The sequence below is a fragment of the Stenotrophomonas sp. genome, assembly GCF_031995405.1.
GTDB lineage: Bacteria > Pseudomonadota > Gammaproteobacteria > Xanthomonadales > Xanthomonadaceae > Stenotrophomonas.
Window position 1 is genome coordinate 1 of sequence record NZ_DAMAGC010000036.1, and the last position, 14,710, is coordinate 14,710.

A 14,710-nucleotide genomic window follows, 5' to 3' on the forward strand; every position below is an offset into this window, starting at 1 on the left:
AGGCGGCGAATTACAGCACGTAGAAGGCAATGCCCAGCCACAGCCACGGGCGGGCGGCCATGTGCCGCCAGCGCTGCAGGCCTTCGCCGTCCTGCGGGTCGGTGGCGGCGGCCTTGAAGGCGAGCTGGCCGCCGGTATCGAGCACCACGTTGACCAGCCACAGGGTGATCGCCAGCGATCCCATCTCAGGCCACCTCCGACAGGTTCGACCCACCGGCGGCCACGGCGTTGAAGAACGCCGCGCTGCGGCGGATCACCTCGCGGCGTTCGCGGTCGATGGTGATCATGTGGTAGCTGTCGTCCAGCACCACCAGTTCGGTCGGGCCACGCACGCGCGACACCACCAGTTCGGCATTGCCCAGGCTGGCCACGTCGTCCTCGCGCGCATGCACCACCAGGCACGGCGCGGTGACCTGGTGCAGATGGCGGCGGGTCCAGTGCGACAACGCGCGCATCTCCGCCAGCGCATGCCACGGGTTGCCGGGCAGGCCGGCGGCGGCACTGTCGCCGGACAGCATCGCCGCGCTCACCTGCGCGCGCAGGCGCTCGTCGCGCAGGCCATACGGCGGCTCCTCCATGAACATGCGGTCGCGGCCGATGCCGAGCCGCTTGAACCACGGCAGCAGGAACGACAGCCGCGCCACCGCCGGGATGTTCCAGCCGTCGTAGCGGAACGTCGCGCCGTACACGCCCACGCCATCGACCCACCCGGGACGTCGCGCGGCCAGCGCCAGCGCCAGCACCGCGCCCATCGACAGGCCGCCGACGAACAACCGATCGACGCGTCCGCGCAGCGCGTCGGCCGCCTTTTCGACGCCGTCGTACCATTCTTCCCAGCGCGCCTGCAGCAGGTCCTCGACGCTGCCGCAGTGGCCGGGCAGCTGCACCCCGTGCACGGTGAACCCGGCCGCGTGCAGGCCCTTGCCCAGCACCCGCATTTCGGCGGGGGTGCCGGTCAGGCCATGGATGAGCAGCACGCCCTGCGGGCCGCCGGGGTAGAAGAACTCATGGGAGGCAGTCACCTGGTTGGCTCCGGCACGTCATCTGGGCGTGCAGGATCGCAATCCGGGTTTTCGCCAGCCTTTCATCCGACCGGCATGGGTCATCCGCGCTTCAGGCGCGGAATCCGGATGGAGACCTTCAGCCCGCCGCGCGCGACGTTGACGTAGGCGATGCGCCCGTCCATGTGGTCCACCGCCGCCCGCGCGATGGCCAGGCCCAGGCCGGTGCCGGTTTCGCCGTTGCCGGGCGCGCGGAAGAAGCGTTCGCCAAGCCGCGGCATCACCTCGGTGGGTACGCCCGGGCCGTTGTCTTCGACGTACAGCTCCACCTCGCCGGCATGCAGCTGCAGGCCGACGCTGACCGTGGCGCCCTGGCCGGCGTAGCGCAGCGCGTTGTCGATCAGGTTGTCCACCGCCTCCTGCAGCAGCGCGGCGTTGCCCTCCACCCACCAGGGGCCGGCATCGCTGCGATAGCCGAGGTCGACCCCGGCGCGGATCGCGTCGGGCACGCGCGCGCCGACCCAATGCGGCACCTGGGTGCCCAGTTCCAGCGGCTGCAACGCGTCGGGCACCGCCTGCGCGCGGGCCAGCGCCAGCAGCTGGGTGCTGACCCGGGTGGTGCGCTGGTTGAGCCGGCGGATGTGCTGCAGCGCCTCGCGCACGGACTGCGGATCGTCATGGGCCAGCGCCTGCTCGACATGCAGGCCCATGCCGGTCAAGGGCGAGCGCAGCTGGTGCGCGGCATCGGCGATGAAGCGGTTCTGCTGCGCGATCATCTCCGACTGCCGCGCGATCAGGCCGTCGATGGTGCTGATCAACGGCTGGATCTCTTCGGGCACGTCGGCATCGGAGATCGGGGTCAGCTCCGCTTCGCGCTGCGCCAGGCGCTGGGTGAGCGGCGTGAGGATGCGCAGGCCACGGGTTACTCCGAACCACACCAGCGCGGTCATGCACACGATCAGCGAGGTCATCAGGGGCACGGTGAGCATCAGGATTTCCTGCGCGCGGTGGCGGCGGTCGGCCATGGTCTCGGCCACGGTGACCGCGAGCTGGTCGCCGGGGTCGTTCAATGCCTGCGTGCAGACCGTGGCCATGCGTACCTGCTGGCCGTTGAGCTCGCCGTTGTACAGCATGGACGGCGGGCCGCTGCATTCCTGCGAGGGCGCATAGCCGCTGAAATCGGCGTTGCCGCTGAGCGTGCCATGGCGGCTGCTGTCCACGTTGAAATAGCGGTGGCCGTCGGGGTCGTACTCGATCAGGAAGCGCGCCTGTGGCGACAGGTCGCTGGTGACCGGCATGGTGCTGAGCATCTGCGCGAACGAGTGGGTGTCGTCGGTCAGGTTGCGGTCGTGGATGCGGTTGGAATAGTCCAGTGCGATGTAATAGGTGAGGAACGCATTGAGCGTGAGCAGGATCAGCATCGGCAGCGCCAGGAAGGCCAGCAGGCGCCGGCGCAGGCTGGGGCGGCCGCGCATCACGGCGTGGTCTCTTCCAGCATGTAACCCAGCCCGCGCACGGTGCGGATGCCCATGCCGCCGGGCTGCAGCTTGCGGCGCAGGCGGTGCAGGGCGATGTCCAGGCCGTTGTCGGTCAGGTCCTGGCCCCAGTCGCACAGCGCCTCCACCAGTTGCCCGCGCGAGACGATGCGGTCCGGGCGCACGGCCAGCGCGGAAAGCAGGCCGAAGTCGCGCGCGGTCAGTTCCAGCGGCTCATCGCCGATCCAGACCCGGCGCCCGGTGAGGTCCAGCCGCAGCGGGCCGATGCGCAGTTCCGGGGTGCCGTTGCTGGTGACCCGGCGCAGCTGCGCGCGCACCCGCGCCTCGAACTCATCCAGCGCGAACGGCTTGACCAGGTAATCGTCCGCGCCCAGGTCCAGCGTGCGCACGCGTTCGGCCAGGCCGTCGCGCGCGGTGACCACCAGCACCGCCAGCCCGTCGCCGCGCTGGCGCAGGCGTTGCAGTACCTGTTGGCCCTCCATCTGCGGCAGGCCCAGGTCCAGCACCAGCAGGGCGTAGGCGGTGGCGCCCAGTGCCGCGTCGGCATGCGCACCGTTGTCCACGTGGTCCACCACATGGCCCTGGCGGCGCAGCGAGGCGCACAGGCCGGAGGCGATGTCCGGGTCGTCTTCGGCGATGAGTACGCGCAAGGTCGGGCTCCAGTGACCGGGTCCCCGCCGCCGCTGCGACGGGTCCTGAGATCGCGAAGCGTACCGCCCGGCGGGTGCGCCGGGGCGTGAGCAGTCGAGCCGGGCGCGCCCGCGCTGGCCGAGCGTTCAGCCATGGCGCTGCAGCGGGTGTCGCGATCACCGCGTCGGCGGGTTTCCCGCGATCGTGCGCGCCCCGGTGATGATCATGCGCAGCATCTGCGAGACCTGCTCGATCAGTTCCGCATCCTTCTCTGGCGGCTGGTCCACGGCGGTGGCGCCCATCGCGAACACCAGGCGGGTGATCGCCTTGGAGACCAGCGCCGGTTCGTGCAGCACGGCCCCGCCATCGGCCGCGGCCAGGCGGATCAGGTCCACCCGCAGCTCGTCTTCGAAGTAGTTCAGCTCGCGGTCCACCGCGTGCTTGAACGCATCCGAGCCGGCGCTGCCTTCGCGCAGCAGCACGTGCAGCAGTTTGTCGTCGGCGCGCAGCTGCTCGATGAAGGTCTCCACCGACAGCCGGATCACGCTGCGCTCGGACGAGGCCGCGCGCTGGCGGGCCTCGCCGATGATGGTGCGCAGCGACCGCCCGGCCAGGTCGATGAGCGCCACGGTCAGCTCGTCCATGTCGCGGAACTGGCGGTAGAACGAATTGGGCGCGATCCCGGCCTCGCGTGCCACCTCGCGCAGGCTCAGCGTGGACACGCTGCGGTGCGGGCCGATCAGGGCCAGCGCGGCGGCCAGCAGGTCGTCGCGCGAGATCGCGGTCTTGCGCGCCGGATGGGCGTCGTCGGCAGCGGGAAGGGGCAGGTCTGGGGAGGTCATCGGGGGCAGGGCGGTCAAGTCCCTGAATCATAGCCCGTCCGTTCAATATACAAGTGTATACACGCATGTATGCGCGTGCGTATAGTTGGGCCATGAGTGCTCATCCCCGCCCCCCGTCCCGTCGCCGCAACCCGATCGCGCCCCGTCATTGGGTGTCCGAGGAACTGTTCGACTTCTGGGCCGGCCGCCTGCACCCGCTGTGGACCCTGCGCCGCGCCCGCGCCCGGCTGCTGTCCCGCGAGACCGCCAGTGCCGACGCGGTCACCCTGATCCTGCGGCCCAACCGGCATTTCCGCGGGCTGCAGCCGGGCCAGCACGTCACCCTCGGCGTGGACGTCGATGGCCGCCGGCTGTCGCGCAGCTACAGCCCGACGCGGCTGGCCGACGGCACGCTGGCGATCACGGTCAAGGCGATCGAAGGCGGCAAGGTCAGCCAGCATCTGGCCCGCCATGCGGTCATCGGTGAGGCATTCGAACTTGGACAGGCCTTCGGCGAGATGACCCTGGGGCCGGCTGCCGGCCAGCGCCTGCTGCTGCTTGCCGCCGGCAGCGGCATCACCCCGATGCGCGCGCTGTTGCGCCAGCTCGATGCGGCCGACATGCCGGCGCAGGTCGACCTGGTGTACTGGGCGCGGCGTCGCGAGGAACTCTGCTTTGCCGACGAACTGGCCGCGCTCGCCGCGCGCCACCCGACCCTGCGCATGCACCTGGCATTGACCCGTGATCCGGTTGCGCCCGCACCGCGCGTGGACGCGTTCGCGTTTGATGCGCTGGGCGATCTGCGTGCCGCGCAGGTGCTGGTGTGCGGCCCCGGCGGCTTCGTCGATGCCGCGCGTGCACGCCTGCACGAGCAGGTTGCCACGCTGCAGTCCGAAGCCTTCACCCCGCCGGTATTGCCCGATGCGGAAACCGGTACCGTGCAGGTGGAGCTGCGTCGCAGCGGCCGCACCCTGTCGCTGCCGCGCGGCACCTCGCTGCTGCAGGCGCTGGAGGCCGAAGGCCTGCGCCCGGCCAGCGGCTGCCGCATGGGCATCTGCAATACCTGTGCGTGCGGCAAGGCATCCGGTGTCACCCGCCATACGCTTACCGGCGAGTACGCCGATGAACCGGCCACGCAAGTGAAGCTGTGCGTCAACAGCGCCAGCACCGACCTGATCCTGGAGCTCTGACCATGTCTTCCGTCCAGAACCGCGCGCTTTCCGCCGCTGAACTGCACGCCTTCGGCGATGAACTCGATGCCCTGCGTGCGCGCCAGTTGGCCACGCTCGGCAGTGCCGATGCGCGTTATATCCGTCGCGTGGTCGCCGCGGTGCGCTGGACCGGCGTGGCCGGCCGCGCGCTGCTGTTCCTCGGTGCGTTCGTGCATAGCGTGCTGGTCCCGGCGTGGATCGCCGGCGTGGTGCTGCTGGCGCTGTCCAAGATCCTGGAGAACATGGAGCTGGCGCACAACGTCATCCATGGCCAGTACGACTGGATGGGCGACCCGCAACTGCAGGGCAGCACCTACGAATGGGACATCGTCGGCACCGCCGACAACTGGCGCAAGACCCACAACTTCCGCCACCACACCTATACCAACGTACGTGGCCTGGACGATGACATCGGCTATGGCCTGCTGCGCATCTTCCCCGAACAGCGCTGGCGTGCGTTCTACCTGATGCAGCCGGTGGTGGCGGTGGTGTTCGCGCTGCTGTTCGAATGGGGCATCGCCATCCAGGACCTGCGCGTGGGCCGCTGGTTCGCCGGCAAGATGACCTTCAAGCAGCTGCGTGCGCAGGCGCGTCCGGTGGGCCGCAAGATCGGCAAGCAGATGTTCAAGGACTACCTGCTGTTCCCGGCGCTGGCCGGCCCGTTCTTCCTGCCGGTGCTGCTGGGCAACGTGGTGGCCAACGTGATCCGCAACGTGTGGACCTACGTGATCATCTTCTGCGGCCACTTCACCGCCGATGCCGAAACCTTCCCCAAGGAATGCGTGCGCGATGAAAGCCGCGGCCACTGGTACCTGCGCCAGCTGCGTGGCTCATCCAACCTGACCGGTGGCAAGCTGATGAACGTCCTGTCGGGCAACCTCAGCCACCAGATCGAGCATCACTTCTTCCCGGACATCCCGGCCAACCGTTACGCCGACATCGCCGTGGAAGTGAAGGCGATCTGCACGCGTTATGGCCAGCACTACAACACCGGCTCGCTGCCGAAACAGTTCGGCCAGGTGATGTGGCGGATCGTGCGCCACGCTTTCCCGAGCAAGCCGGGGCGGGTGCGCGCGCTGCCAGCCGGTGCCCCGCCGCAGGTACACGTGCAGCAGGGCTGAGCGGCGGACGACGACTCAGTCGTCGTCCGGTTCCATCCTGCCTTCGGCCAGCGGCACCCGCGTGCCGTCCAGCAGGCCGCGGCTGAGGGTGCCGTTCTCGATGAACAGCAGCTCGCCGTTCTCGCCTTTCTTGATGCTGCTGTCGATGGCGATGATGCGATCGCCGTGGAAGCTGCTTACGTGCCGCATCGAGGTGTGGCCGACCACGATGCGCTTGAGCTGCAACTGTTCCAGCCGCGCCTGCACCTGGGCGGTATCCATGCGGCCGTCGAAGTAGCCGCGGTACCAGGTCGGACTGGTCTTGCCGTCGAACAGGCGTGCACTGTCCGGCGCGGCCTTGACCTGCTCGCGCGGCAGCCCGACCGAGGCCTGGTAGGTGGCGTTGGTGGTGTCCATGGCGTGCACAAGGTCCAGGTTCTCCGGCGCGATGCCACCGTGCAGGAACAGCGTGTTGCCGATCTTCAGCAGCACGGGGCGGGTGCGCAGCCATTGGCCGATCACCGAATCGGCGCCGTACAGCGCCGGATACGAACGTCCCAGCAGCTGCGCACTCCTGAGGTACTTCGGGTTGACGTAGCGCAGGTCGTCGTACAGCACCATCGTCTCGTGGTTGCCGAGCACGAAGTGCACCGCGCCCCCGGCCGCGCTGGCCTGCTGCTGCAGGCCGTAGAGCAGCCAGAACGCCTCGGTCACCTGCGGTCCACGGTCGAACACATCGCCGGCCACCACCAGCGTGGCATCGCCGAGGGCCCAGTGGTCCTGCGCGTCGATGACGTGGTGGGCACGCAGCAGCGTCACCAGTAGGTCGTACTGGCCGTGGATGTCCGACAACGCGACGATGCGCGGCGTGGCCGGGTACTGCGCGACCTCGGCGGTGCGTGGCGGCAGCACGCTCACCGCGTGCGGGTAACCGCATTCGGGGGCGACCACGGTGGCGGTCCCGCGCGCTGGCAGATCACGGCGCACCACGTGGTCGTTGCACACCCACTGCGCCTGCAGGCCCGTGTCGGTGCGGAACACGTAGGGGCCATCGGCCTCCACGTGCCCCGCCGGTTGCGCCACGTCGCGGGCGGTGGCGGAGGCGCTCAGCAACAGGGCCGAGCACAGCAGGGCGCACGGCAGGTGCGATGAAGGACGGGACGGCATCGACGGGTTCCTTGGGCAGCGGCAACGACGCAGGCCAATGCCCGCGTCGTGATCCTACGCCGCTCGCGCCGCGCCCGGCATGCGCCGTTGGTACCGGTCGGTGTGCCGCAACAGGCGGCTCGCGCCCACTCAGCCGCGCTGCAGCGCCTGCCGACCGGGCGCATCGGGCAGGTCGTCGCTGGCCAGCACCACGCGGTTGCGGCCGCGCTTCTTGGCTTGGTACATCGCCGCGTCGGCGCGGGCCATCAGCCGCTCGTAATCCGGATGGCCGTCATGGGCGGCCACGCCGATGCTGGCGGTCAGCGCCAGGGTACTGCCGTTGGCCAGCGGCGCCGGTGTCTGCGCGATCTGTCGGCGCAGGTTCTCGGCGATCACCTCGGCCTGCGCGGCATTGGCGGCCACCAGCACCACCACGAATTCTTCGCCGCCATAGCGGAACAGGTAATCGCTGCCGCGGGTGAGCTGGCCCAGCAGCGCGGCCACATGCTGCAGGGCGCGGTCGCCGCCATCGTGGCCGTGGGTATCGTTGATCGCCTTGAAGTGATCCAGATCCAGCAGCAGTACCGAGAACGGCGTGTGCGCCGAGTTTGCCAGCTCGATCTCACGGCGCAGCACCGTGGGCAGGAACCGCCGGTTGAGCAGGTTGGTCAGTGCGTCACTGCCGGCGTCGAGTTCGCCGATGCGCTCGAAAAGCATGCTCATCAGGGTGCGGATACGCGCGAGCTGCTCGCGGATGCCCTGCAGCCCGCTGAACCGCGTCGGCAGGTCGGCACGCGCGAGCGCTGCATGCAGTTGCGCGTCCACGCGTGCGATCAACGCGCTTACCTGCGCCGTCTCGCTGCTCTCGCCAAAACTGGGGATGCCCTTGTGGGTGAACCACAAGCCGAATTCGGAATGGGCCAGGTCCACGGTATCGGCATCGGTGGCCTGGCTGGCGATGGCGTACAGCAGCGCGTTCTCCCAATCCAGCAGCAAGGCGCGCTGGCGTTCGCGTTCGGTGCTGACGTTCTGCACCAGCGAGAACAGCCGGTAGGCTGCATCGGTGCGCGAGGAACGCTCGCGTGCATGGGTGTAGGCCAGGGTCATGCCTTCCAGCGCGATATCCACCGAGGCGCTCAGGCAGCTGATCGCCTCGAAGGCGATGGCGCTGCTGGGGGCGTGCGCGACGATGCGCTCGAACAGGCGCTGCTTGAGCACGCGCGCACCACGGGTGACCAGGTCCACCGGAATGCCCACCCGTGCATGCACATCGCCGATCACCCGCTGCGCGGCCACCAGGGCCGGGATGCTGTCGATGGTGGCGGTCAGCAGTTGCGTCAGCCAGCGCTGCATGGCCGGTTTCAGCCGCAGGCGGACCTGGTCGTGCGACAGGAAGCGGCTGGCGCGCGGGTCTTCCAGCAGCACGTCATAGAAGTGATGGGCCAGGTCCGGCGGCGACTGTGCGGCCAGCTCGGCCAGCAGTGCGGCAGCGTCGGCGCCGGTCGCCAGCAGGGTCTGCTGCCAGGCATCGGCCAGCGGACGGCTGGCCTCATCCAGGTTTGGAACGATATCCACGATGATTGCTCTTCCCGCCACAGGGGCCGTCGAACCTTAGCGGCCGCCTGGCGCTGTAATGAAGTTACAGAATGAACGCCAGCCCAAGTGTAATAGTCTCCGCGCGATACCCTGCTTAACCTGCGCACATTGTTCTGGAGACACCTTCATGGGTCACGACCACGATCACCTGCCCAGCGAAATCCGCCACGAGAAACCGCTGTGGTGGGCCCTCGGCCTCACCACCACCTTCCTGGTGGTGGAAGTGGTGGGCGCGTTCTGGACCAACAGCCTGGCGCTGTTGTCCGATGCCGCGCACATGGCCACCGACACACTGGCGCTGATGATCGCGCTGGTCGCCGTGCGGCTGAGCCGGCGCCCGCCCGATGCCAAGCGCACCTACGGCTACGCCCGGCTGGAAGCACTCGGCGCGATGATCAACGGCGGCATGTTGTTCGTGGTGGCGGCCTACATCCTGTGGGAGGCGGTGGCGCGTTTCCGCCAGCCGCAGGAAATCGCCTCCACCGGCATGCTGGTGATCGCCGCGATCGGCCTGGGCATCAACCTGATCTCCATGCGTCTGCTGCGTGCCGGCAGTGGCGAAAGCCTCAACGTGAAGGGCGCCTACCTGGAAGTGTGGGCGGACATGCTCGGCTCGGTCGCGGTAATCATTGGTGCGCTGCTGATCCGCTGGACCGGCTGGAAGCCGATCGATCCCATCCTGGCGGTGCTGATCGGCCTGTGGGTGCTGCCGCGCACCTGGGTATTGATGCGCGAGGCCATCAATGTGCTGCTGGAAGGCGTGCCCAAGGGCACCGACCTCAACGCCGTGCGCACCGCGCTGGGTGCGCAGCCCGGCGTGGTCGACGTGCATGATCTGCATGTGTGGGCGCTGGCCTCCAGCACGCCAGCGCTCACCGCGCACGTGGTGATGGCCGACGCGGTGGATGCGGACCGCCTGCGGCGCACATTGACCACCACGCTGCACGACCAGTTCGGCATTGAACATGTGACGTTGCAGATCGAAGCGGATCATTGCGGTGACAGCTGCAGCGTCGGCAGTCCGAAGGCCGTGAACGCGCATGCTGGCCACGATCACGACGATGGGCATGACCACGCCGCGCCTGCCGACAGCCGCCGCGCGCGTCCGGATGCGCAGGGCCATCACGGGCATCCGCATCCCTGAACCGGGGCGCCGGCCGACGCGACGGCGATCGCCGTGCAGGGCAGGGCAGGCTTGCCGCTACAATGCGGGTCTGCCTTGCCACCTGTCGGAGATACTGCAGTGACCCGGAAACTCGTACTGTTGCGCCACGGCCAGAGCCAGTGGAACCTGGACAACCGCTTCACCGGTTGGGTGGACGTGGAACTGACCGAACAGGGCCGCCGCGAGGCCGCCGCCGCCGGCCGCCTGATGCGCGAAGAAGGCCTGCAGTTCGATGTGGCGCACACCTCGGTGCTCAAGCGCGCCATCCACACCCTGCAGGGTGCGTTGGCCGAGCTGGACCAGGACTGGCTGCCGGTCAGCAAGAGCTGGCGCCTGAACGAGCGCCACTACGGTGGCCTGCAGGGCCTGGACAAGGCCGAGACCGCGGCCAAGCATGGCGAGGACCAGGTCAAGATCTGGCGCCGTTCCTACGACATCCCGCCGCCGGCGATGGACATCGAAGACCCGGGCCACCCGATCCACGACCGCCGCTACGCCGGCCTGGACCGCAACGCGCTGCCGGGCACCGAATCGCTGGCCACCACGCTGGACCGCGTGCTGCCGTACTGGTTCGATGCGATCGCCCCGCAGCTGAAGGACGGCAAGACGGTGCTGGTGACCGCGCACGGCAATTCGCTGCGCGCGCTGTACAAGTACCTCAACCATGTTTCGCAGGACGCCATCCTGGAGCTCAACATCCCGACCGGCATCCCGTTGCTGTTCGAGTTGAACGATGACCTCAGCGTGCAGTCGTTCCGCTACCTGGGCGACCCGGAAGCGGCGCGCAAGGCCGCCGAAGCAGTGGCGAACCAGGGCAAAGCGAAGTAACCCAAAGGCCGGCGCAAGCCGGCCTTTTCGCGTCGTAGAGCCACCCCATGGGTGGCTGCCCGGGATGCCGGGTGCTGCGCAGCCACGCATGGCGTGGCTCTACCTGGGATGGCCGGTACCGCGCAGCCACGCATGGCGTGGCTCTACCTGGGATGGTCGGTTTCGCGCAGCCACGCATGGCGTGGCTCTACCTGGGATGGCCGATATCGCGCAGCCACGCATGGCGTGGCTCTACCTGGGATGGCCGATACCGCGCAGCCACGCATGGGGTGGCGGGGGCGGCTGACGTTCGTCGTCAGCAGTCGTAGCCCCAGTCTTCCACCGTGACACTGCAGCCAAACAGCGCGGCCAGCGCGTTCTGGTGCGCGAGCAATCCATCCAGCGTCGCCTGCTGGAACGTGGGGCTGCCCAGAACATTTATCACGCGCTGTCCGGCCGTGGACACGAACAGGGTGACGAAGCCACGGGCCTTGGCCGGTTTCATGATGCCGATGCCTGCGCCCACCAGCGGAAACGGCAGGAACAGGTTCTGCGCGTTCTGGCTGAACCCCACGAGGCCGGCCTCCGCGGCGGACCAGGCCAGCAGATGCGCGCGCGGCACGGCCGCGATCTGTGCGGCTACGGCGTCGGGCAGGTGTTCATCGCCGACCAGGCCGCCGGTGTACAGGTGCAGCGGATCCGGCTGCGTGGTGGCAAGTGTGAGGTGCTTCATTCTTGCAATGGTACCGACGTTTCCAAGGCGTGCGCCGGTCACCGCCACCTGTGACCTTTGGCCGGTCCCCGCCGTCGCCGCAGCGGCTACGCTGGGTGATTCGCCGTTGGAGACTCGCCATGAACGTCCGCAACCTGGTCCCGCTGGGCCTGACCATCGCCATCGCTGCCTCGCTGGCGGCCTGTGGCAAGCATGACACCGCGCCTGCCGCGACTGCCGAGGCGGCCAAGCCGGCTTTTGACATGTCGCAGATCAAGACCGCGCTGATCTCGCTCAACAGCGCCGACCTGGATCCGTCCATCGCCGCCTGTACCGACCTCAACGGCTTCGTCAACAGCAAGTGGCTCAAGGCCAACCCGGTCCCCAACGACCAGACCACCTGGGGCAGCTTCGAAATCCTGCGCGAGCGCTCGCTGGAAGTGCAGCACGCGCTGGTCCAGCAGGCCGCCGCCGGCACGCCCAAGGCCGGCTCGGTGGAAGCCAAGATCGGCGACATCTGGAAGACCGGTTCGGACGAGGCCAAGATCGAAGCGGCCGGCATCACCCCGCTGCAGCCGGAGCTGGACAAGATCGCTGCACTGAACGACACCGCCGCCATCACCCAGTACCTGCGCGACAGCCAGGCCCAGGGCCAGGGCGTGCTGTTCTCGCTGTTCGCCAATGCCGATTACAAGGACTCGGGCAACGTCATCGCCTATGTCGGCCAGGGTGGCCTCGGCCTGCCGGAGAAGGGCTATTACGTCGACGACACGCAGGCCAAGATCCGCGACGCCTACGTGGCCTACATCGCGCAGGTGCTGACCCTGTCCGGCGTGGATGCCGGGCAGGCCAAGACCCAGGCCAAGGCCGTGCTGGATTTCGAAACCCGCCTGGCCAAGGCCTCGCTGTCGCGCATCGAACTGCGTGATCCGGCCAAGCGCTACAACCCGGTCAGCGCCGCCGAGGCGGACAAGCTCACCCCGAACTTCAGCTGGACCGCGCTGTTTGACACCCTCAAGGTGCCGGCCGCGCAGAAGTTCTCGCTGGCCCAGCCGGCGTTCTTCGGTGAAGTGGACAAGATGCTGGCCGACGTGCCGGCCGCCACCTGGCAGGCCTACCTGCGCTTCCACACCATCGATGACGCCTCGCCGTACCTGAGCAGCGCGTATGAGAAGGCCAACTTCGACTTCTACAGCACCACCCTGCGCGGCCAGAAGGAAATGCAGCCGCGCTGGAAGCGCGTGCTGGAATCGGTCAACGGCGCGATCGGCGAAGGCCTCGGCCAGCTGTACGTGAACGCGGTGTTCCCGGCCGACTCCAAGGTGCAGATGCAGCACCTAGTGGAGAACCTCTCGGTGGCGCTGAAGGCACGCCTGGAAAAGCTGGAGTGGATGGGCGAAGACACCCGCAAGAAGGCGCTTGAGAAGTGGGCCAGCTTCACCCCGAAGATCGGCTACCCGGACAAGTGGCGTGACTGGTCGGGCTTTGAAACCAATGCCGACAGCTACCTGGGCAACATGCAGGCCGCGCGCGCGTTCAACTACCGCTACATGTTGGACAAGATCGGCAAGCCGGTGGACAAGACCGAGTGGGGCATGACCCCGCAGACCGTCAACGCCTACTACAACGCGACCAAGAACGAGATCGTGTTCCCGGCGGCGATCCTGCAGGCGCCGTTCTTCGACGCCAAGGCCGATCCGGCCCTGAACTACGGCGGCATCGGCGCGGTGATCGGCCATGAAATGATGCACGGCTACGACGACTCGGGCAGCCAGTTCGCCGCCAACGGCAACTTCGACAACTGGTGGACCGACAGCGACCGCAAGGCCTTCACCGGCCGCACCGACCAGCTGGTGGCGCAGTTCGACGGTTACGAGTCGCTGCCGGGCGTAAAGGTGAAGGGCAAGCTGACCCTGGGCGAGAACATCGGCGACCTCGGCGGCCTGACCGTGGCCTATGACGCGCTGCAGATGGCGTTGAAGGAAGACCCCAAGGCCAACGTGGCCGTGGACGGTCACAGCCAGGACCAGCGCTTCTTCATGAACTGGGCCACCGTGTGGCGCCGCAACTTCAACGAAGGCGAGCTGCGCGTGCGTCTGAACACCGACCCGCACGCCCCGGCCAATTTCCGCGCCAACGGCGCACCGTCGAACATGCCGGCTTACGCGCAGGCGTTCGAGTGCAAGGCCGGCGATGCGATGGTGCGCGCCGACGACAAGCGTGTCGTGATCTGGTGATCGCACGCGCTTGAGTGAAACGAAAAACCCGGCGCAAGCCGGGTTTTTTGTGTCCTCGGACGTCGCCGGGCGGTGGTGTCACCGGCCACCGCAGGGTTCTCCGCCGGTAGGGTCCGATCGGGATGCGACCCTGCAGGAACACATGCCCCGCTACGCAAGCAGCTTCAGTCAGCGCACTTCAGATACGTTTTCCGCGTGTTCTTCCATGCGGCTACCGGGTCGAAACCAGCCACCAGCCCGCCGCCCTTGCCGGTGAACGCCGCCATGCCGTGGCTCATCATGTAGGTGGGCGTGTAGCTCGGCGGCGCCATCGTTCTGGTGACGCCACACAGTTCAGCCACGTAGGCCTGCGGATCGGCCATGCGCTCGGCCAGCGCGGCGTTGAAACGCGCCAGCTGCACTTCATCCACGCTGTCGGCCACGCCGGCCTTCAACGCGCTGTAGGCATCGTGGGCGCTGGCATCGGCGACGCGTTGCTTGTCGAAGTGTGCGAATACCCCGGCCATGGTGAACAGGTCGGCGGCGTCGCGGTCGCGACCGGCCTGCAGGCAGCGTGGCAATGCGGCCATCTGGTCGGCGGGAGAGTCGGCAGGGGTGATGCCCTTCAATGCCGTGCACGGTAGTTGCCGACTCGGCTGCAGGTTGCCGGTGCTGTCGTGGCGGGTCACCTGGGCCTGGGCCAGCAGGGGCAGTGCCAGCAGCAGAATGCCCAGCGCGGTGGCGGTAAGCGGTGCGTTTCCTTGCATGCGATGCGTCCTTGTGGATTGAAGCGGAGAGCCGACAGCGTC

General features: G+C 68.2%; 14 protein-coding genes. 5 read left to right on the top strand and 9 right to left on the bottom strand.

The window, feature by feature from the left end; all coding sequences use genetic code 11:
• Positions 1-10 precede the first annotated feature (10 nt).
• The 5 genes from RTO53_RS08755 to fabR all read right to left on the bottom strand — a co-directional run bounded on the left by RTO53_RS08755 (position 11) and on the right by fabR (position 3,969).
• Entirely contained in the window at positions 11-184 is a 174-nt protein-coding gene (locus RTO53_RS08755; RefSeq protein WP_312237451.1) for a hypothetical protein, read from the bottom strand.
• A 1-nt stretch (position 185) separates the two neighbouring features.
• Positions 186-1,022, bottom strand: coding sequence for an alpha/beta fold hydrolase (locus RTO53_RS08760; RefSeq protein WP_312237422.1), 837 nt, complete (start codon positions 1,020-1,022; stop codon positions 186-188).
• Positions 1,023-1,102: 80 nt separating this feature from the next.
• The gene (locus RTO53_RS08765; protein WP_312237423.1) at positions 1,103-2,479 is read right to left on the bottom strand and encodes a sensor histidine kinase N-terminal domain-containing protein; all 1,377 of its coding nucleotides are present in this window, start codon (positions 2,477-2,479) and stop codon (positions 1,103-1,105) included.
• The gene (locus RTO53_RS08770; RefSeq protein WP_312237424.1) at positions 2,476-3,147 is read right to left on the bottom strand and encodes a response regulator; all 672 of its coding nucleotides are present in this window, start codon (positions 3,145-3,147) and stop codon (positions 2,476-2,478) included. Before RTO53_RS08770 ends, RTO53_RS08765 begins: the two co-directional genes overlap by 4 nt.
• A gap of 156 nt (positions 3,148-3,303) precedes the next feature.
• Positions 3,304-3,969 (bottom strand): HTH-type transcriptional repressor FabR, encoded by a 666-nt coding sequence (fabR, locus tag RTO53_RS08775; protein WP_312237448.1) that lies wholly within the window; start codon positions 3,967-3,969, stop codon positions 3,304-3,306.
• A 92-nt stretch (positions 3,970-4,061) separates the two neighbouring features.
• Between fabR and RTO53_RS08780 the strand changes: the two genes are divergently transcribed.
• Entirely contained in the window at positions 4,062-5,138 is a 1,077-nt protein-coding gene (locus RTO53_RS08780) for a ferredoxin reductase (RefSeq protein ID WP_312237425.1), read from the top strand.
• Positions 5,139-5,140: 2 nt separating this feature from the next.
• The gene (locus RTO53_RS08785; RefSeq protein ID WP_312237426.1) at positions 5,141-6,280 is read left to right on the top strand and encodes an acyl-CoA desaturase; all 1,140 of its coding nucleotides are present in this window, start codon (positions 5,141-5,143) and stop codon (positions 6,278-6,280) included.
• Between the two features lie 15 nt (positions 6,281-6,295).
• On the opposite strand, the gene RTO53_RS08790 is transcribed toward RTO53_RS08785, so the two are convergent.
• Positions 6,296-7,426 (bottom strand): metallophosphoesterase, encoded by a 1,131-nt coding sequence (locus tag RTO53_RS08790; RefSeq protein WP_312237427.1) that lies wholly within the window; start codon positions 7,424-7,426, stop codon positions 6,296-6,298.
• Positions 7,427-7,555: 129 nt separating this feature from the next.
• Entirely contained in the window at positions 7,556-8,980 is a 1,425-nt protein-coding gene (locus RTO53_RS08795) for a GGDEF domain-containing protein (RefSeq protein ID WP_312237428.1), read from the bottom strand.
• A gap of 148 nt (positions 8,981-9,128) precedes the next feature.
• On the opposite strand from RTO53_RS08795, the gene RTO53_RS08800 reads away from it, so the two are divergent.
• On the top strand, positions 9,129-10,145 hold the full coding sequence (locus tag RTO53_RS08800; RefSeq protein ID WP_312237429.1) for a cation diffusion facilitator family transporter: 1,017 nt from the start codon (positions 9,129-9,131) through the stop codon (positions 10,143-10,145).
• Between the two features lie 99 nt (positions 10,146-10,244).
• A complete protein-coding gene (gpmA, locus tag RTO53_RS08805; RefSeq protein WP_312237430.1) occupies positions 10,245-10,994 on the top strand; it encodes a 2,3-diphosphoglycerate-dependent phosphoglycerate mutase in 750 nt (249 codons plus the stop codon).
• Between the two features lie 295 nt (positions 10,995-11,289).
• Here gpmA and RTO53_RS08810 read toward each other — a convergent pair whose 3' ends face one another.
• Complete coding sequence (locus RTO53_RS08810) at positions 11,290-11,754, bottom strand: hypothetical protein (protein WP_312237431.1); 465 nt, start codon at positions 11,752-11,754, stop codon at positions 11,290-11,292.
• 71 nt (positions 11,755-11,825) lie between these two features.
• Between RTO53_RS08810 and RTO53_RS08815 the strand changes: the two genes are divergently transcribed.
• Positions 11,826-13,922: a M13-type metalloendopeptidase gene (locus RTO53_RS08815; RefSeq protein ID WP_312237432.1), complete on the top strand. Its 2,097-nt coding sequence runs from the start codon at positions 11,826-11,828 to the stop codon at positions 13,920-13,922.
• Positions 13,923-14,086: 164 nt separating this feature from the next.
• Here the strand turns inward: RTO53_RS08815 and RTO53_RS08820 are convergent, their stop codons facing one another.
• Positions 14,087-14,668, bottom strand: coding sequence for a hypothetical protein (locus RTO53_RS08820; protein ID WP_312237433.1), 582 nt, complete (start codon positions 14,666-14,668; stop codon positions 14,087-14,089).
• Between the last annotated feature and the right edge of the window lie 42 nt (positions 14,669-14,710).

Bases quoted from the DNA above. Each gene is read 5' to 3' on its own strand.
- RTO53_RS08800 (WP_312237429.1), top strand. From the start codon at position 9,129: ATGGGTCACGACCACGATCACCTGCCCAGCGAAATCCGCCACGAGAAA.
- fabR (WP_312237448.1), bottom strand. From the start codon at position 3,969: ATGACCTCCCCAGACCTGCCCCTTCCCGCTGCCGACGACGCCCATCCG.
- RTO53_RS08815 (WP_312237432.1), top strand. From the start codon at position 11,826: ATGAACGTCCGCAACCTGGTCCCGCTGGGCCTGACCATCGCCATCGCT.
- RTO53_RS08790 (WP_312237427.1), bottom strand. From the start codon at position 7,426: ATGCCGTCCCGTCCTTCATCGCACCTGCCGTGCGCCCTGCTGTGCTCG.
- RTO53_RS08755 (WP_312237451.1), bottom strand. From the start codon at position 184: ATGGGATCGCTGGCGATCACCCTGTGGCTGGTCAACGTGGTGCTCGAT.
- RTO53_RS08820 (WP_312237433.1), bottom strand. From the start codon at position 14,668: ATGCAAGGAAACGCACCGCTTACCGCCACCGCGCTGGGCATTCTGCTG.
- RTO53_RS08785 (WP_312237426.1), top strand. From the start codon at position 5,141: ATGTCTTCCGTCCAGAACCGCGCGCTTTCCGCCGCTGAACTGCACGCC.
- RTO53_RS08780 (WP_312237425.1), top strand. From the start codon at position 4,062: ATGAGTGCTCATCCCCGCCCCCCGTCCCGTCGCCGCAACCCGATCGCG.